The 17,747-nt window shown below is 66.7% G+C and carries 17 protein-coding genes; 7 read left to right on the forward strand and 10 right to left on the reverse strand.

The genetic code is table 11. The features are described 5' to 3' along the window. Positions 1-2 precede the first annotated feature (2 nt). Together N8A90_RS22140 and clpB are read right to left on the reverse strand one after the other, a co-directional pair. Positions 3-332, reverse strand: coding sequence for a hypothetical protein (locus tag N8A90_RS22140; RefSeq protein WP_262077382.1), 330 nt, complete (start codon positions 330-332; stop codon positions 3-5). An 8-nt stretch (positions 333-340) separates the two neighbouring features. After that, positions 341-2,962, reverse strand: coding sequence for an ATP-dependent chaperone ClpB (gene clpB / locus N8A90_RS22145; protein WP_262077384.1), 2,622 nt, complete (start codon positions 2,960-2,962; stop codon positions 341-343). 117 nt (positions 2,963-3,079) lie between these two features. Between clpB and N8A90_RS22150 the strand changes: the two genes are divergently transcribed. Further along, entirely contained in the window at positions 3,080-4,078 is a 999-nt protein-coding gene (locus tag N8A90_RS22150; RefSeq protein ID WP_262077385.1) for a Bug family tripartite tricarboxylate transporter substrate binding protein, read from the forward strand. Positions 4,079-4,083: 5 nt separating this feature from the next. Here N8A90_RS22150 and N8A90_RS22155 read toward each other — a convergent pair whose 3' ends face one another. Continuing rightward, positions 4,084-4,644: a molybdenum cofactor biosynthesis protein MoaE gene (locus N8A90_RS22155; RefSeq protein ID WP_262077386.1), complete on the reverse strand. Its 561-nt coding sequence runs from the start codon at positions 4,642-4,644 to the stop codon at positions 4,084-4,086. A 248-nt stretch (positions 4,645-4,892) separates the two neighbouring features. Between N8A90_RS22155 and dapA the strand changes: the two genes are divergently transcribed. Further along, the gene (gene dapA / locus N8A90_RS22160; RefSeq protein ID WP_262077387.1) at positions 4,893-5,786 is read left to right on the forward strand and encodes a 4-hydroxy-tetrahydrodipicolinate synthase; all 894 of its coding nucleotides are present in this window, start codon (positions 4,893-4,895) and stop codon (positions 5,784-5,786) included. Here the strand turns inward: dapA and moaD are convergent. From moaD to N8A90_RS22190, 6 genes are read right to left on the reverse strand one after another with little or no spacing between them, the layout of a single operon-like run. Beyond that, the gene (moaD, locus tag N8A90_RS22165) at positions 5,783-6,031 is read right to left on the reverse strand and encodes a molybdopterin converting factor subunit 1 (protein ID WP_262077389.1); all 249 of its coding nucleotides are present in this window, start codon (positions 6,029-6,031) and stop codon (positions 5,783-5,785) included. The two genes, dapA and moaD, sit on opposite strands and share 4 nt — an antisense overlap. A 4-nt stretch (positions 6,032-6,035) precedes the next feature. Continuing rightward, positions 6,036-7,283 (reverse strand): gephyrin-like molybdotransferase Glp, encoded by a 1,248-nt coding sequence (gene glp, locus N8A90_RS22170; protein ID WP_262077390.1) that lies wholly within the window; start codon positions 7,281-7,283, stop codon positions 6,036-6,038. Next, positions 7,267-7,821: a molybdopterin-guanine dinucleotide biosynthesis protein B gene (gene mobB, locus N8A90_RS22175; RefSeq protein WP_262077391.1), complete on the reverse strand. Its 555-nt coding sequence runs from the start codon at positions 7,819-7,821 to the stop codon at positions 7,267-7,269. Before mobB ends, glp begins: the two co-directional genes overlap by 17 nt. Before the next feature lie 16 nt (positions 7,822-7,837). Continuing rightward, positions 7,838-9,337 carry a threonine synthase gene (locus N8A90_RS22180; protein ID WP_262077392.1) on the reverse strand — a complete coding sequence of 500 codons (1,500 nt, stop codon included), beginning with the start codon at positions 9,335-9,337 and terminating at the stop codon, positions 7,838-7,840. Continuing rightward, positions 9,337-10,686, reverse strand: coding sequence for a homoserine dehydrogenase (locus tag N8A90_RS22185; RefSeq protein ID WP_262077393.1), 1,350 nt, complete (start codon positions 10,684-10,686; stop codon positions 9,337-9,339). The genes N8A90_RS22180 and N8A90_RS22185 overlap by 1 nt, the downstream gene beginning before the upstream one ends. A 49-nt stretch (positions 10,687-10,735) precedes the next feature. Beyond that, positions 10,736-11,959: a pyridoxal phosphate-dependent aminotransferase gene (locus tag N8A90_RS22190; RefSeq protein ID WP_262077395.1), complete on the reverse strand. Its 1,224-nt coding sequence runs from the start codon at positions 11,957-11,959 to the stop codon at positions 10,736-10,738. A 67-nt stretch (positions 11,960-12,026) separates the two neighbouring features. Between N8A90_RS22190 and N8A90_RS22195 the strand changes: the two genes are divergently transcribed. The 5 genes from N8A90_RS22195 (at position 12,027) to N8A90_RS22215 (ending at position 16,282) form a co-directional block, all read left to right on the forward strand. Further along, the gene (locus N8A90_RS22195) at positions 12,027-12,413 is read left to right on the forward strand and encodes an Mth938-like domain-containing protein (RefSeq protein WP_262077396.1); all 387 of its coding nucleotides are present in this window, start codon (positions 12,027-12,029) and stop codon (positions 12,411-12,413) included. Between the two features lie 126 nt (positions 12,414-12,539). Further along, entirely contained in the window at positions 12,540-13,016 is a 477-nt protein-coding gene (locus N8A90_RS22200; protein WP_262077397.1) for a peroxiredoxin, read from the forward strand. 194 nt (positions 13,017-13,210) lie between these two features. Then, complete coding sequence (locus N8A90_RS22205) at positions 13,211-15,001, forward strand: PhoH family protein (RefSeq protein WP_262077398.1); 1,791 nt, start codon at positions 13,211-13,213, stop codon at positions 14,999-15,001. A gap of 151 nt (positions 15,002-15,152) precedes the next feature. Continuing rightward, positions 15,153-15,521, forward strand: coding sequence for a VOC family protein (locus tag N8A90_RS22210; RefSeq protein WP_262077399.1), 369 nt, complete (start codon positions 15,153-15,155; stop codon positions 15,519-15,521). 59 nt (positions 15,522-15,580) lie between these two features. Beyond that, entirely contained in the window at positions 15,581-16,282 is a 702-nt protein-coding gene (locus tag N8A90_RS22215; protein WP_262077400.1) for a helix-turn-helix transcriptional regulator, read from the forward strand. Here the strand turns inward: N8A90_RS22215 and dnaB are convergent. Continuing rightward, on the reverse strand, positions 16,276-17,685 hold the full coding sequence (dnaB, locus tag N8A90_RS22220) for a replicative DNA helicase (protein ID WP_262077401.1): 1,410 nt from the start codon (positions 17,683-17,685) through the stop codon (positions 16,276-16,278). The two genes, N8A90_RS22215 and dnaB, sit on opposite strands and share 7 nt — an antisense overlap. Positions 17,686-17,747 lie beyond the last annotated feature (62 nt).

The raw sequence follows: 17,747 nt of genomic DNA on the forward strand, positions 1-17,747 counted from the left end.
GCTCAGTCGCCGCGCGTGGCGGGGCGGGCCCGGACGTCGGTCACCTCCCCCACGTCGCCCAGGGCGACCGGGCTGCGCGCGGATTCGCCGCGGGCACGGGCACTGACCACGTCGGCCGCGGTCGGCTCGTCCGGGCGCTGCGCCGCGCGGAAGCGGTCGAAACCGCTGCGCGGATTGAAGCGCATGACCCACGGCGTGACCGGCTGGCCGGTGAGGCGCGCCCAGCCGTAGCGCAGGCCCCAGAAGGCCGCCAGCAGCAGCACCGCCACGGCCAGGCTGGCCGCGAAAACCAGCCCCAGGCAGAAGAGGATGAAGCGGAGGATGAAATTCATCATCGGCATTAGGCCAGAGCCTCGGCCGATGGTTCCCCACCCTTCGTGAACGAGAACTGGCCCGGCGACTGGATCGGGTCGGTCTCGACCCGGATCGTGTCCTTCGGCCCGAAGCTGCCGTCGAGCAGCAGCTTGCTCAGCGGGTTCTCGATGCGCTGCTGGATCGCCCGCTTGAGCGGCCGCGCACCGAACACCGGGTCGAAGCCGACCTTGGCGATCTCCGCCAACGCTGCCGGCGACACGTCCAGATACAGATCCATCTTCGCAAGCCGCGCCTGCAGCACCTTCAACTGGATCGCCGCGATCGACTCGATGTTCTTCGCGTCGAGCGCGTGGAACACCACCGTCTCGTCGATGCGGTTGAGGAACTCGGGGCGGAAGTAGTTCTTCAGCTCGTCCCACACCGCGTCCTTGATGTCCTGGCTCGGCTTGCCCACCATCGCCTGGATGATCGGCGAGCCGATGTTGCTGGTCATGACGATCACCGTGTTCTTGAAGTTCACGGTGCGGCCCTGGCCATCGGTCAGGCGGCCGTCGTCGAGCACCTGCAGCAGGATGTTGAACACGTCCGGGTGTGCCTTCTCGACCTCGTCGAGCAGCAGCACGCTGTAGGGCTTGCGGCGCACGGCTTCGGTCAGGTAGCCGCCTTCCTCGTAGCCCACGTAGCCGGGCGGCGCGCCGATCAGGCGAGCGACGGAGTGCTTCTCCATGAACTCGCTCATGTCGACGCGGATCAGGTGGTCTTCGCTGTCGAACAGGAAGCCGGCCAACGCCTTGCACAGCTCGGTCTTGCCCACGCCGGTCGGGCCGAGGAACAGGAAGGAGCCGGTCGGGCGGTTCGGGTCGCTCAAACCCGAGCGTGAGCGGCGGATCGCATTCGCGACCGCACCGATGGCCTCGTCCTGGCCGACCACGCGCTCGTGCAGCTTGTCTTCCATCACGAGCAGCTTGTCGCGTTCGCCCTGCATCAGCTTGGCGACCGGGATGCCGGTGGCGCGCGCCACCACCTCGGCGATCTCTTCGGCGCCGACCTGCGTACGCAGCAGCGTGGGGGCGCTGGACTTGACCTTGTTGGTCTCGCTCTCCTGCGCTTCCTTCAGGCGCTTCTCCAGCGCCGGCAGTTGGCCGTACTGCAGCTCGGCAACCTTGTTGAAATCGCCCTTGCGCTTCCACTCCTCGATCTGGAACTTGATCTTGTCGATGTCTTCGCGCACGGTCGCGCTGCCCTGGGCCTGGGCCTTTTCGGCCTGCCAGATCTCGTCGTAGTCGGCGATCTCCTTCTGCAGCTTGGCGATCTCGTCCTCGATCAGGCCGAAGCGCTTGACCGACGCTTCGTCCTTCTCGCGGCGCACGGCCTCGCGCTCGATCTGCAGCTGGATCAGGCGGCGGTCGAGCCGGTCCATCACCTCGGGCTTGGAGTCCATCTCGATCTTGATCTTGGCCGCGGCCTCGTCGATCAGGTCGATCGCCTTGTCGGGCAGGAAGCGGTCGGTGATGTAGCGGTCGCTCAACTCGGCCGCGGCGACGATCGCCGGGTCGGTGATGTCGACGCCATGGTGCACCTCGTACTTCTCCTGCAGGCCGCGCAGGATGGCGATGGTCGCCTCCACGCTGGGCTCGCCCACGAGGATCTTCTGGAAGCGGCGCTCCAGCGCGGCGTCCTTCTCGATGTACTTGCGGTATTCGTCGAGCGTGGTCGCGCCGACGCAGTGCAGCTCGCCGCGCGCGAGGGCCGGCTTGAGCATGTTGCCCGCGTCCATGGCGCCCTCGGCCTTGCCGGCGCCGACCATGGTGTGGAGCTCGTCGATGAAGACGATGGTCTGGCCCTCGTCCTTGGCGAGTTCGTTCAGCACGCTCTTGAGGCGCTCCTCGAACTCGCCGCGGAACTTGGCACCCGCGAGCAGCGCGGCCATGTCGAGCGAGAGCACGCGCTTGCCCTTGAGCGAATCGGGCACCTCGCCCGCGACGATGCGCTGCGCCAGCCCTTCGACGATGGCGGTCTTGCCCACGCCGGGTTCACCGATGAGCACGGGGTTGTTCTTGGTGCGGCGCTGCAGCACCTGGATGGCGCGGCGGATTTCCTCGTCGCGGCCGATCACCGGATCGAGCTTGCCCAGGCGCGCGCGCTCGGTCAGGTCCATGCAGTACTTCTTGAGTGCCTCGCGCTGGCCCTCGGCGTCGGCGCTGTTCACGCCCTGCCCGCCGCGCACCGCGTCGATGGCGGCTTCGAGCGACTTGCGCGTCATGCCGTTGGCGCGCGCGAGGTTGCCGACATCGGCCTTGGAATCAGCCACGGCCAGCAGGTACAGCTCGCCCGCGATGAACTGGTCATTGCGCTTGATGGCTTCCTTCTCGGTCGCCTGCAGCAGCTTGTTGAGCTCGTTGCCGACCTGCACGGCCTCCCCGCCCTGCACCTGCGGCAGTTTCTTGATCGCGGCTTCGGCCGCCTGCGTGAGGCCCGGCACGTTGACGCCGGCGCGCTCGAGCAGCGCGCGCGGACCCTCGTCCTGGCGCAGCATGGCCGCGAGCAGGTGGACCGGCTCGATGTAGGCGTTGTCGTTGCCCAGCGCGAGCGATTGCGCATCGCCCAGGGCTTCCTGGAACTTGGTGGTGAGTTTGTCTTGGCGCATGGTGTGTGATTCCTGCATTCAAAATAGGACTGTTCGCGCACCGTTCAAGAGCACGAACAAAATCAGGCACGGCTATTGCAGCCGTCGCCCACTTACCTCATTGGATTGGAGTCGATCATGGTTCTTTCAACGCAGCGTGTTCAACCGGCCCGCCGGGCGCTGACGCTCGGCCTCTTTGTAGCGGCCCTGGGCCTGTCGGGCTTTGCGCAAGCGCAAGGCAACGGCACGCCGATCCGGCTGCTGGTGGGCTTCCCCGCCGGTGCCGGCAGCGACGCCATCGCACGCGCACTCGGCGAAAAGCTCAAGGACGAACTGGGCGCTCCCGTGGTGGTCGAGAACCGCGCCGGTGCCGGCGGCCAGATCGCCGCCCAGGCCCTGAAGGCCGCGCCGGCCGACGGCCACACGCTGTTCCTGACGCACGACCACAGCATCTCCATCCTGCCGCAGGTCGTCAAGAACCCGGGCTTCAACCCCGCTGCCGACTTCGTGCCCGTGGCCGGCTTCGCCACCTTCGCCAACGTGCTGGCCGTGTCCGGCGGCACGCCGGCCAAGACCATGGACGACTACGTGAAGTGGGTGCAAACCCAGCGCGGCGGCAAGGAAACCATTGGTGTGCCGGCCCCCGGCTCGATCCCCGAGTTCCTGGTCAAGCTGATCGGCGAGAAGTACAAGCTCGACCTGCAGGCCGCCCCCTACCGCGGCAGCGCCCCGATGACGGCCGACATGCTGGGCAACCAGATCACCGCCGGCATCGCCTCGGTGCCCGACTTCATCGAGAACCACAAGGCCGGCAAGGTGCACATCGTGGCCGTCATCGGCGCCAAGCGCCAGCCGCTGCTGCCGCAGATCCCGACCTTCACCGAGCTGGGCTTCGCGAACCTGGACGACTACCCCTATTACGGCGTGTTCGCGCCGGTGGGCACGCCCCAGCCGATGATCGACAAGTTCGGCACCGCGCTGCAGAAGGTGCTGGCCATGCCCGACGTGAAGAAGAAGCTGACCGACATGGGCCTGAACGTCGCGTACGAATCGCAAGGCCAGTTCGCCGGCCGCGTGCGCACCTACACCAGCGCCTGGGAAAAGATCATCCAAGCCAGCGGATTCAAGCCCCAGTAGACGCTTCAGGCGTTCGGGGCATCGATGCCCCAGCGCGCCAGGGCCGCGTCGTCCGCGACGCGTGCATCGACCCAACGGGCGCCTTCGGGCGTCCGTTCCTTTTTCCAGAACGGCGCCTGCGTCTTGAGGTAGTCCATCAGGAACTCGCAGGCCTGGAAACTCTGGCCCCGGTGCGCCGAGACCACGGCGACCATCATGATCTGGTCGAGCGGCTGCAGCAGGCCGACGCGGTGCACCACGCGCGCGCCGAGGATGTCGAAGCGGCGGTGCGCCTCGTCGATCATGGCCTCGATGGCCTTCTCGGTCATCCCCGGGTAATGCTCGAGCTCCATCGAGGTGATGGTGCTGCTGCCGTCTTTCGCCGCCGGGCCGCCCCAAGGCGAAAGCACCCCCTCGGGGGGCAGCGAGGACACGTCAGTGCCGAGCGTGGGGGCACTATTTCTGTCGCGCACGGTGCCGATGAAGCTGCAGACGGCACCCACGCGCGTGTCGCCGGCGCGCAGCGCGGCGATCTCGTGCTGCAGGTCGAAGTCGTCGGTCTGGATGGCAACGCGGGGGCTGGTCATCGTCGAATTGTGGCATCGCGATAGACTCCGGTCATGCCCTCCTGCACTTCGCATTCCCTCTCGCCTTCAACCGAAGGCCGGGGCTGCGTGCGCCGGAACGGCAAAGCCAAAAAACCACAGCTCGTCTGACCGGAGCTGCGGTTCCGTCGTCGGATGAGCGACGGAACCGGTAAGGCTCAGGCTGTAGCCCGTGGCGCACGCGCATCCGACGGTGGTTCTTCCATCGGTCGCTTCCGCAAGGAGCATGCGTGTCCCGCCTTTCCACCCCTTCCCCGCAGCAACCCGACTTCTCGGGCCTCTGGATTCCTTTGATCACACCGTTTCGTGATCACGCTGTCGACTACCCGGCCCTCGATGCATTGGTGCGCCATCTCGCGCCCACCGGCATTGTCGGCTTTGTCGTGTGCGGCTCGACCGGCGAGGCGGCCGCCCTCGAAGAAGCGGAGCAGCTGGCGGTGCTGGCCACCGTAGCCGACGCGGCTCCGGATGTGCCGCGGATCATGGGCATTTCCGGCAGCCACCTTGAGAAGACCCTGGCCTGGGTACGGCGCTTGACTGCCGAACCGCTGGCGGGGCTGCTGGTGCCGGCGCCCAGCTACATCCGCCCCACGCAGGAAGGACTACTGCTCTGGTTCCGTGCCATCGCCGAAGCGAGCTCCCTGCCGATCCTGATCTACGACATCCCCTATCGCACGGGCGCGACGATGTCGACGGAGACCTTGCTCGCATTGGCCGCTCATCCGAAGATTCGCGCCGTGAAGGACTGCGGCGGCGATCCGTCTAAGACGCACGCACTGATCGTTGACCGCCGTCTGCAGGTTCTCGCGGGTGAAGACGCGCAGATCTTCGCGACACTGGCCGAGGGCGGCGCAGGTGCCATCGCAGCCAGCGCACATCTGCACACAGCGCACTTCGTGCGACTGCTGCACCTGCTCACCGAAGGTCGGTTCGCCGATGCCCGCGAAATCTGGCGCTCGCTGCGCCCACTGATTGCGCTTTGCTTTGCAGAGCCCAACCCCGCACCCGTGAAGGCAATGCTGGCACGCGGCGGCGCGCTGCACGATGAACTTCGCGCTCCCATGACGCCCGCCAGCGTGGCGCTGCGCGAACGTCTGCGCGTCGCCGTCGAATTGCTGGATTAGCCGCCGGTCACGGGCGGGAAAAAAGCCACCTCGCTGCCGTCGCGCAGCGCCGTCGACTCCGGGCGCATGACCTGGTCCATCGCCATGCGCACCGCCTTGCCGCGCGCCAGTGCGCCGGTATGCGGGCCGCCGCGGGCGATGAGTTCGTCGCGCAGTTCGGCTAGGGTGGCGGCTTTCGTGTCGACGCTTTCGCCGTTGCCGAGGGCCTCGCGCACGGAGGCGAAATAGCGGATGTCGATCTTCATCGCGTCAAGCCAGCAGGGAGGCGAAGGAAATGAACTGCACGGTATCGCCCTTCCGGAAGGACTGCCCCGCCGGCGTGTCGATCACGCCGTCGCCCCAGACGGCCGAGGTGAGCACGCCGGAACTCTGGTTGGGGAACAGGTCGAGCCCGCCTGCGGCGTTGCGGCGCGCGCGCAGGAACTCGCGGCGGCGGTCGGCGCGCGGCCAGTCGAAGTCGGCGCGCATCGCGACCGGCTCCGGCGCGACCCGCGTGGCGCCCTGCAGCGTCAGCAGAAAGGGCCGCACCAGCAGCAGGAAGGTGAGGAAGCTCGACACCGGGTTGCCGGGTAGCCCGGTCACATGCGCGTTGCCGATGCGGCCGTAGGCGAAGGGCTTGCCGGGCTTCATCGAGAGCGACCACAGCTGCAGTTCGCCCAGCGCCTCGACGGCCGCCTTGATGTGGTCTTCCTCGCCGACCGACACGCCGCCGGTGGTGACGATCAGGTCGTGGTGCTCGGCCGCGGTGCGCAGCGCGTCGATGGTGGCGTCGCGCCGGTCCGGCACGATGCCCAGGTCGCTCACGTCGCAGCCCAGGCGCGTGAGCAGGGCGCGCATGAAGAAGCGGTTGGAGTTGTAGATCGCGCCGGGCTTCATGGCCTCGGGCGCGACCTCGCCCGGCATGACCAATTCGTCGCCGGTCGACAGCAGCACGACGCGCGGTCGGCGCGCGACCTGAAGGCGGTCGAAGCCGACGCTGGCGGCCAGGCCGAGCGCCGCAGGCGTCAGGCGCTCGCCGCGCGCCAGCACGACGTCGCCGGCGGCCACGTCCTCGCCGGCACGGCGGATCCACTGGCCGGCGGCCGGCACCATGTCGATGCGCACCCGACCGAGCGAGCCGTCTTCGGGCAGTGCGCCGGTGTCTTCCTGCATGACCACCGCGTCGGCGCCTTCGGGAATCTGCGCGCCGGTGAAGATGCGCGCCGCGGTGCCGGCCGCCAATGGCGTGCCGACGCTGCCCGCCGGAATGCGCTGCGCGACCGTCAGCACCGCCCCGGCCGTGGCGCAATCGGCCGCGCGCACGGCGTAGCCGTCCATCGAGCTGTTGTCGCGCGGCGGCACGGTGAGGCCGGACTCCACGTCCTGCGCCAGCACGCGGCCATCGGCTTCGAAGGTCGACACGCTTTCGTTGTCCAGCCGCGGCTCGGCCTTGGCGAGCAGGCTCGCCAAGGCCTCGTCCAGGGGCATCAGCGGAGGGCGTTCAGAGGGTCGGGACATGGTCGTCGGCTCGGTATTCGAAACGATGGGCATTGTCGAGCAGCCACTGGCCGAGCGCATCGACGTCGTCGATATCGAACACCGGGATCAGGGTCGGCCGCGGCAAGTCGTTCGGGGTGTCGGTGGCCAGCGCGACGATGAAGGGGTCGTCGCCGTACTGCGCCGGCCGAGGCGGCTCGCCGGCAGCGGGCTCGCGCCAGATCTCGACCTTGTGCAGGTCGCTGTGCTTGAAGCCTTCCACCAGCACCCAGTCGACGCCGTCGTAGAGCTCGGCGATGAGGTGGTGCACCGACAGCTGGGCCGGCTGCTCGAACTCGCGCAGCAGCGCCAGCCGACGGTCGGACGCCACCACCACCTCGAAGGCACCCGCCTCCCGGTGGCGGTAGGTGTCCTTGCCGGGGTGGTCGATGTCGAACTTGTGGTGCGCATGCTTGACCACCGACACGCGCTGGCCCTGCAGGCGGAGCACGGGGATCAATCGCTCGACCAGGGTGGTCTTGCCTGCGCCGGAATAGCCGGCAAAGCCGATGACGTTCATGCGATGGTCGGCGAGGTCATTCGTCGCAGTGCTGCGCGATGTAGGCCTTGACGGCTTCCGCGTCGGCCGGGAGCTTGACGACGCGCTTGGGCAGCGCCTCGATGCCCTCGAAGCGGGCGGGCCGGTCGGGCTCATGGCCCAGCGCCTCGACGATGGTCGCCGCGAACTTGATCGGCAGCGCGGTCTCGAGCACGACCATCGGCACGCCTGGCACGATGTGCTCGCGCGCCGCCTTCAGGCCATCGGCCGTGTGCGTGTCGATGAGCACGGCGAAGCGCTTGTCGGTGTCGCGGATGGTGGCCAGGCGGTCGGCGTGCGTGCTGCGGCTGCTGACGAAGCCGAAGCGCGCCGCGGCCTGCGCGAAGACCGGATCGGCGCTCAGGTCGAAGCGGCCGCTGCGGCCGAGTTCGTCCTGGAACAGCGCGCGGGTGCGGGCGCCGTCGCGGCCGAGCAGGTCGAACACGAAGCGCTCGAAGTTGCTGGCCTTGCTGATGTCCATCGACGGGCTCGATGTCTCGTGCGTGTCGGCCGCAGCCCGCACACGGTAGACGCCGGTACGGAAAAATTCGTCGAGCACGTCGTTCTCGTTGGTGGCCACCACCAGCGTGCGGATCGGCAGGCCCATCATGCGGGCCACGTGGCCGGCGCAGACGTTGCCGAAGTTGCCCGAGGGCACGGTGAAGCTGACCTGCTTGTCGTCCTTGCCTTTCGTCGCTGGGCCGCCCCGAGACGAAAGAGCCCCCTCGGGGGGCAGCGAGGACACGCCAGTGCCGAGCGTGGGGGCCGGTGTCGCTTGAAAATATCCGGCGAAGTAATAGACGACCTGCGCCAGCAGGCGCGCCCAGTTGATCGAGTTGACCGTGCCGATGCGGTACTTGCGCTTGAAGCCGAGGTCGTTCGACACGGCCTTCACGATGTCCTGGCAGTCGTCGAACACACCGGCGATCGCAATGTTGTGGATGTTGGCGTCCTGCAGGCTGAACATCTGCGCCTGCTGGAAAGGGCTCATGCGGCCGTCCGGCGAGGTCATGAAGACGCGCACGCCCTTCTTGCCGCGCATCGCATACTCCGCCGCGCTGCCGGTATCGCCACTGGTCGCGCCCAGGATGTTGAGTTCTTCGCCGCGGCGGCCCAGTTCGTACTCGAACAGGTTGCCGAGCAATTGCATCGCCATGTCCTTGAAGGCCAGCGTCGGGCCGTTCGACAGGCCCTCGAGGTACACGCCGTCTTCCAGTTCGCGCAGCGGCACGATCTCGTCGCTGCCGAAGACCTCGGCCGTGTAGGTCTTCGCGCACATCGCCTTCAGGTCGGCGGGCGGGATGTCGTCGATGTAGAGCGAGAGGATCTCGAAGGCCAGTTCGGCGTAGGGCAGCGTGCGCCACTTCGCGAGCATGGCGGCATCGACCTGCGGATAGTGCTCGGGCAGGTACAGGCCGCCATCGGGCGCGAGGCCCTCGAGCAGGATGTCGCAGAAGCGGCGGCGGTCGGGGTGGCCGCGGGTGGACAGGTAGCGCATCAGGACAGCTCTTCCTTACGGATGCGAACGATCGGGGCCAGCACCGTCGGGAGCGCCTGGAGCTGCGCCATCGCGTCGTCGAGCGTGCCCTCGCGCGTGTCGTGCGTGAGGATGATGAGGTCGGTCTGCGGGATGCCACGCGTCCCATCCGGTCCGGTGCCTTCACCGCCGATTTCGTCGGCCTCGCGCTGCAGCACGGCGTCGATGCTGATGCCGGCGCCGGCCAGCAGGCCGGTGACCTTGGCCAACACGCCGGCCTCGTCGGCCACGCGCAGGCGCAGGTAGTAGCTGGTGACCACCTCGCGCATCGGCACCACCTTCAGCCCGTCGCTCATGGCGTTGGGGTGGAAGGCCAGGTGCGGCACGCGGTGCGCCGCATCGGCGGTGTGCAGGCGCGTGATATCGACCAGGTCGGCAATGACGGCGCTGGCCGTCGGCTCGCTGCCGGCGCCCTTGCCGTAGTAGAGCGTGGTGCCCACGGCATCGCCGTGCACGACGACCGCGTTCATCGCGCCTTCGACATTGGCCAGCAGTCGCTTCGATGGCACGAGGGCGGGGTGCACGCGCAGCTCGATGCCGCCCTTCGCACGCTTCGTGACACCCAGTAGCTTGATCCGGTAGCCGAGCTGTTCGGCGTACTTGATGTCCTGCGCCGCGAGCTTCGTGATGCCCTCGACATGCGCCTTGTCGAACTGCACCGGGATGCCGAAGGCGATGGCGCTCATCAGCGTGACCTTGTGGGCGGCGTCGACACCTTCGATGTCGAAGGTCGGGTCGGCTTCGGCATAGCCCAGGCGCTGCGCCTCCTTGAGCACGGTGGCGAAGTCGAGCCCCTTGTCGCGCATCTCGGACAGGATGAAGTTGGTGGTGCCGTTGATGATGCCGGCGATCCACTGGATGCTGTTGGCCGTGAGGCCTTCGCGCAGCGCCTTGATGATCGGAATGCCGCCGGCCACGGCCGCCTCGAACGCGACCATCACGCCCTTCTGCTGGGCCGCCGCGAAGATCTCGGTGCCGTGCACCGCGAGCAGCGCCTTGTTGGCAGTCACGACGTGCTTGCCGGCCGCGATGGCTTCCAGCACCAACTGCTTTGCGATGCCGTAGCCGCCGATCAGCTCGACGACGATGTCGATGTCGGGGTTGGCGATGACGGCGCGCGCATCGGCCACCACCTGCACGCCCTCGCCCACGGCGGCTTGGGCCCGCGCGGTGTCGAGGTCGGCGACCATCGTGATCTCGATGCCGCGGCCGGCACGGCGCTTGATTTCTTCCTGGTTGCGGCGCAGGACGTTGAAGGTGCCGCTGCCGACGGTGCCGATGCCGAGCAGGCCTACTTGGATGGGTTTCATTCTTTGGAGAGTCAGGTCAGGAAAGCGTCGCGCCCGGATGGACACAGCGTCAGGCGTTGCGGTTGCGGTAGCGCTCGAGGAACTTCGCGATGCGGCCGATGGCCTCGCGCAGGTCGTCTTCATGCGGGAGGAACACGATGCGGAAGTGCTGGTGGTCCGGGAAGTTAAAGCCCGAGCCCTGCACCAGCATCACCCGCGTTTCGCGCAGCACCTGCATGAAGAATTCGCGGTCATCCGCGATGGGATACATCACCGGGTCGAGCTTCGGGAACATATAGAGCGCAGCCTCGGGCTTCACGCAGCTCACGCCGGGGATCGCGGTGATGAGTTCGTAGGCCAGGTCGCGCTGGCGGCGCAGCCGGCCGCCGGGCTTGACCAGGTCGTTGATGCTCTGGTAGCCGCCGAGTGCGGTCTGGATCGCCCACTGGCCCGGCACGTTGGAGCCGAGCTTCAGGTTGGCCAGCATGTTCAGGCCTTCGATGTAGTCGGCAGCGTCGGCCTTGGGGCCCGACACGATCATCCAGCCGGCGCGGTAGCCGCACGAACGGTACGCCTTCGACAGCGAGTTGAAGGTGAGCGTGAGCACGTCGGTCGACAGGCTCGCCATGGCCGTGTGCTTCGCATCCTCGTAGAGCACCTTGTCGTAGACCTCGTCGACCAGCAGCACGAGGTTGTGTTCCCGCGCGATCGCGACGATGCCGCGCAGCAGATCGTCGGGGTACAGCACGCCCGTCGGGTTGTTCGGGTTGATCACGACGATGCCGCGCGTGCGCGGCGTGATCTTGGCGCGGATGTCGGCCAGGCTCGGCAGCCAGTGGTTGTCTTCGTCGCAGAGGTAGTGCACCGGCCTGCCGCCGGACAGCGACACCGCCGCAGTCCACAGCGGGTAGTCGGGCATCGGCACGAGCAGCTCGTCGCCATCGTCGAGCAACGCGTTGGTCGCCATCACGATCAGCTCGCTCGCGCCGTTGCCCAGGTAGATGTCGTCGAGCGTCACGCCCTCGACGCCCTGCTGCTGCGTGTAGTGCATCACCGCCTTGCGCGCAGCGAAGATGCCCTTGCTGTCGGAATAGCCCGCCGAGTCCGGCAGGTTGCGGATCATGTCCTGCTGGATTTCCTCGGGCGCATCGAAGCCGAACGGCGCCATGTTGCCGATGTTCAGCTTGATGATCTTCTGGCCGTCCTCTTCCATCTGGCGGGCGGCATCGACGATGGGCCCGCGCACGTCGTAGAGCACGTTGGCCAGCTTGGCCGATTTCTTGAGCTGCTTCAAAGTCCCTCCAGGGGGCGCCTACATAGGGGAAAACCTATAATTTGACCACAGTTCCCTTCCAGCGCCGATGAAGCTCCAGCCCGACAAATCCAACGTCCAGACCCTCACCGCGCACGGTCCGGGGTGGGTGGCGATCAATCACGAGCGTGTCGAGCAGAGCGTCGTGCTGGGCTCGCGTGGCGAGCGCTTCGTCTGGAACTGCGCGAGCTTCGACGAACTCGGCCCCGAGCACTTCGCGCAACTGGCGGAAATCGGGGCCGAAACCGTGATCTTCGGCAGCGGCACCCGCATCCGGTTTCCGCAGCCCGCGTGGCTACGTCCGCTCATCGCGCAGCGCACCGGACTGGAAACGATGGACACCGCCGCGGCCTGCCGTACCTACAACATCCTCGCGGGCGAAGGCCGGCACGTCCTGGCGGCGCTGCTCGTCGAGCGTGCGAACGCTGGCGAATAGAGGCTATTTCGCGTTAAAATAGCGGGTTGCGAACCGGCGATCCGCCCTCAGTGAGCAACGACCAATCCTCCAACGCTCCGGCTTGCAGCCGCAAGCGATTGGAACCCAACGGAGAAAACAAGTTTCATGGCGATCGTTGTCAACAAACCCATCCCCGAATTCGAGTCCACCGCCACCGGCGGTCTCAAGGTCTCGAACACCTCGCACCTCGGGCACGTTCTGGTGATGTATTTCTATCCGAAGGACAACACGCCAGGCTGCACCACCGAGGCGATGCAGTTTCGCGATCGTTACAAGGATTTCGTGAAGGCCGGCGCCACCGTCTTCGGCGTGTCCCGCGACAACATGAAGTCGCACGACGAATTCAAGGCCAAGCTCGAGCTTCCCTTCGAGCTCATCGCAGACACCGAAGAAAAGATGTGCCATATGTTCGGCGTGGTCAAGAACAAGATCATGTACGGCAAGAAGGTCAAGGGCATCGAGCGCAGCACCTTCCTGATCGGTGCCGACGGCGTGCTGAAGGCCGAATGGCGCGGCCTCAAGGTGCCCGGCCATGTCGACGACGTGCTCAAGGCCGTCAAGACCCTCAAGAAGGAAGCCTGATCAGAGGCCCTGCGCCGTGCGGTTTCGCACAGGCCTGTTGGCGGCGCGCCACGCGCGCCGTACGCGACACGCACGATGTGCATAATGAACGCATGCCGTTGAGCTCCACGACCGCATCCATCGAACAAAGCCGCCCGGGTCTTCAGGCGGCTTTTTCGTTTTCCGGCCCCTACTTTTTGTGAGCACACCGCCCCATGCCATTGCCCCCCGCCCCCACGAAGCGTGCAGCCCTTCTTTCGCCGGACGCGCTCGACGCGCCGGCACACACGTCGGCCAAGGCACCGCGACGCGGTGGCCGGGCGGCCGACGATGCACAGCGCGACGGTCATCGGGCGCTCGAACTGTTCGATGAACGTGACCGACCTTCTGCCGGCGCGGGAAACCCGGCCGCGCCGGAAGCCATGCAGCAAATCGAGACCAAGCCACGCCCTGCGCCGAAGCCGGAGCCGACGCCCCAGCCCGTCCGTGCAGAACGCGCATCGGCGCCCACACCGACCGCCCCGCCTGCGGTGCGGCCACGCGCCGACCGCGGCACCCAGGAAACGACACGGCCTCGCCGCACCAAATCGAGTGGCCCGTCCAAGCTGTTCGTGCTTGACACCAACGTGCTGCTGCACGACCCGATGTGCCTGTTCCGCTTCGAGGAACACGACATCTTCCTGCCGATGATCGTGCTGGAAGAGCTGGACGGCCACAAGAAGGGCACGACCGAGGTGGCCCGCAACGGCCGGCAGACCAGCCGCACACTCGATGCGCTGGCCGGCGCCAAGGACGCCGACATCGGCCAGGGCCTCAAGCTCGACACGACGGGCCACCGCGAGGCGGGTGGCAAGCTGTTCTTCCAGACCGCCCCGCTCGACTACACGCTGCCGACCAGCCTGCCACAAGGCAAGGCCGACAACCAGATCCTGGGTGTGGTGCAGGCCCTGCGCGACCTCTACGCCAAAGACCGCCCGGGCATTCCGAAGCAGGAGGTGGTGCTGGTGTCGAAGGACATCAACATGCGCGTCAAGGCGCGTGCCCTGGGATTGGCCACCGACGACTACCAGAACGACAAGACGCTCGAAGACGGCGACCTGCTGTACGCGGGCTCGTACGCGTTGCCGGCCGACTTCTGGACGCGCCAGAGCAAGACGGTCGAGAGCTGGCAGAGCGGCAGCAGCACCTTCTACCGCATCAGCGGTCCGATCGTGCCGAACCTGTACATCAACCAGTTCGTGTACTTCGAGGCGCCCGGCGAGCCGAGCATGTATGCCCGCGTCACCGAGATCCGAGACAAGACAGCGGTGCTCAAGACGCTGAAGGACTACGCATCGGCCAAGAACGCGGTGTGGGGCGTGAACACGCGCAACCGCGAGCAGAACTTCGCGATGAACCTGCTGATGGACCCGGAGATCGACTTCGTCACGCTGACCGGCACCGCCGGCACCGGCAAGACCCTGATGGCGCTGGCCTCCGGCCTCACGCAGGTGCTCGACGACCGGCGCTACACCGAGATCATCATGACCCGCGCGACGGTGAGCGTCGGCGAGGACATCGGCTTCCTGCCCGGCACCGAGGAAGAGAAGATGGGCCCATGGATGGGCGCGCTGGACGACAACCTCGAATTCCTGGCCAAGGGCGACGGCGGCGGTGCCGGCGAGTGGGGCCGGGCGGCCACCAACGAGTTGATCCGCAGCCGCATCAAGATCAAGAGCATGAACTTCATGCGCGGGCGCACATTCCTGAACAAGTACGTGATCATCGACGAGGCACAGAATCTGACGCCCAAGCAGATGAAGACGCTGATCACCCGTGCGGGCCCCGGCACCAAGATCATCTGCATGGGCAACCTGGCGCAAATCGACACGCCCTACCTCACCGAAGGCTCGTCGGGCCTGACCTTCGCGGTCGACAAGTTCAAGGGCTGGCCGCACAGCGGGCACATCACACTGGCGCGCGGCGAACGTTCGCGGCTGGCGGACTTTGCGAGCGAAGTGCTCTGAGGCAGGGGCGCACCTGGCTCCAGAGAGCCCGCGCAGCCTGCAGGCCGCGCGGGCTTTTTTTCGTCGGTCTCGAAAGGCTCCTGACAAGACGCTGTCAGGAGCCGGTGTGCACCATCGCGGCTCCTTCAACAGAAACGAAAGCGAGTCGATCATGCAAAACGCCCTCAGCTGGTTCGAGATCCCCGTCAGCGACCTGGACCGCGCGCAGACCTTCTACCAAACCGTGCTCGGCCAGCAATTGCAGCGCCAAGACTTCGGCGGTGCACCGCTGGCCGTGTTCAAGTACGAGCGGCCCGGCGTCGGCGGCGCGCTGCAGGCCAACGCCAAGGGAAGCGCTCCGCTGGGCTGCGGCATTCGCATCTATCTGAGCTGCACGCAGTTGGATGCCGTGCTCGAGCGCATCGCACCCGCCGGAGGCGCCATCGTCTCCCCCAAGGAAGCGCTGCCGCAGGGGATGGGCTTCATCGCCCACTTGCGCGACACCGAGGGCAACGCCGTCGGCCTGCACTCGCTCGATTGACGGCCAAGACACATGCAGCCCTGACACACCCAAAGCTCTAGACCAAGAAAATCGATCTGATGCGCCGCGCCGACCGCCTGTTCCATATCGTGCAGCTCATTCGCGGACGACGGCTCACCACGGCGGCGTTCCTGGCGCAGCGGCTCGAAATCTCGGAGCGCACGGTGTACCGCGACGTGGCCGACCTGCAGCACCAGGGCGTGCCCATCGAGGGCGAAGCGGGTGTCGGCTATCGCTTGGGCGACGGCTTCGAATTGCCGCCGCTGATGTTCACCCAGGAAGAAGCGACGGCCCTCGTCGCCGCAGCGCGCGTGGCACAGACATGGGTCGACCCGGCGATGGCACGCGCCATCGAGACCGGACTTGGCAAGATCCTGTCGGTGCTGCCCCCGGCCGCGCGTGTGTCGGCCGAGGCGCTCACGATGTATGCGCCCGCCATGGCCCTCGACGATTCCACTCGCAGGCAATTGCAGACACTGCGTGAAGCGGTGCAGGCGCGCAGCAAGCTGCGCATGTCTTACCGCGACCTGGCGGGCGGCGCGACCGAGCGCACCGTGCGGCCGCTCGGCTGCCTCTACTGGGGCAAGGTGTGGACGCTGTCGGCCTGGTCCGAATTGCGCGGTGACTTCCGCGGCTTTCGTGTCGACCGCATGAGCAGCGTCACGGTGCTCGACGAACGTTTTCGCGACGAGCCCGGCAAGACGATGGCCGACATGCTGCGCCGGGTCGAGGCCGAGCGGCGAGAACGCCCCGCTCAATAGTCGTCGCTGCCTCCGAAGCTCGCCAGGTTCTCGAACTTGGTGAGCGGCTTGAGGAAGGCCAGCTTCACCGTGCCGGTGGGGCCGTTGCGGTGCTTGCTGATGATCACCTCCGCCACGCCCGGTTCCTTGCTGTTCTTGTCGTAGTAGTCATCGCGATAGATGAACATGATCAGGTCCGCGTCCTGCTCGATCGCACCGGACTCGCGCAGGTCGCTCATCATCGGCCGCTTGTCGGTGCGGCTTTCCACGCCGCGGCTGAGCTGCGACAGTGCGATCACCGGGCACTTGAGTTCCTTGGCCAGCATCTTCAGGCCACGCGAAATTTCGCCGACTGCCGTCGCGCGGTTCTCGTCGTTCATGCTGCTCGACACGCTCATGAGCTGCAGGTAGTCGACCACGATCAGGCCGAGCTTGCCGTACTGACGCGCCAGGCGGCGCGCATTGGCGCGCAGTTCGCTCGTGGTCAGGCCCGGCGTCTCGTCGATGTGCAGCGAGATCGTTCGCAGCTTCTCGATGGCCTCCGTCAGGCGTGGCCATTCTTCGTCGGTCAGCTTGCCGGTGCGCAGGTGGCCCTGGTCAATGCGGCCGATGGAGCCCACGATACGCACCGCCAACTGCGAAGCCCCCATTTCCATCGAGAACACCGCCACGGGCAGACCTTCGTTCAGCGCCACGTGCTCGGCGATGTTGATCGCCAGCGAGGTCTTGCCCATCGACGGACGCGCCGCCAGCACGATCATGTCGCCGGCCTGCAGGCCGGAGGTCATCTTGTCGAACTCGTAGAAGCCGGTGCGGATGCCGGTGATGTCGTTCGGGTTGTCCGCCATCTCCGTCACACGATCGAGAAGTTCGACCACCAGCGAGTCCATGCTCTGGAAGCCCTGCTTCATCCGCGAGCCTTCCTCGCCGATGTTGAAGATCTTCTGCTCGGCCTCGTCGAGGATCTTGTCGACGGCCTTGCCCTGCGGATTGAAGGCGTTCGTCGCAATTTCGTCGGCCGCGCTCACCAGCTTGCGCAGAATGGAGCGCTCACGCACGATCTCCGCGTAGCGGCGGATGTTGCTCGCACTCGGCACGTACTGCGCCAGCGAGTTCAGGTAGACCAGGCCACCCATCTCGTCGGCCTTGCCCAGGTTCTGCAACTGCTCGTAGACGGTGATCACGTCCGCGGGCTTCGAGGCATTGATCAGCGTGCCGATCGCCGCATAGATGAGCTTGTGCTCATACCGGTAGAAGTCGGCGTCGACCAGCAGGTCGCCCATGCGGTCCCAGGCGCCGTTGTCGAGCAGCAGGCCGCCGAGCACGCTCGATTCCGCCTCGATCGAATGGGGCGGAATGCGCAACTGGGCGATCTGGCGGTCGGGCGACGGGTCGTTTTCGGCGTAGGAGAAGACAGCGGACATGGATTTCCTGAAGGAGCGCCCATGCTACGGCGCAGACGCTGCGCCGTCATGGGATAAGGCTG

Source organism: Variovorax sp. N23, from assembly GCF_025486315.1.
Taxonomy (GTDB): Bacteria; Pseudomonadota; Gammaproteobacteria; order Burkholderiales; family Burkholderiaceae_C; genus Variovorax.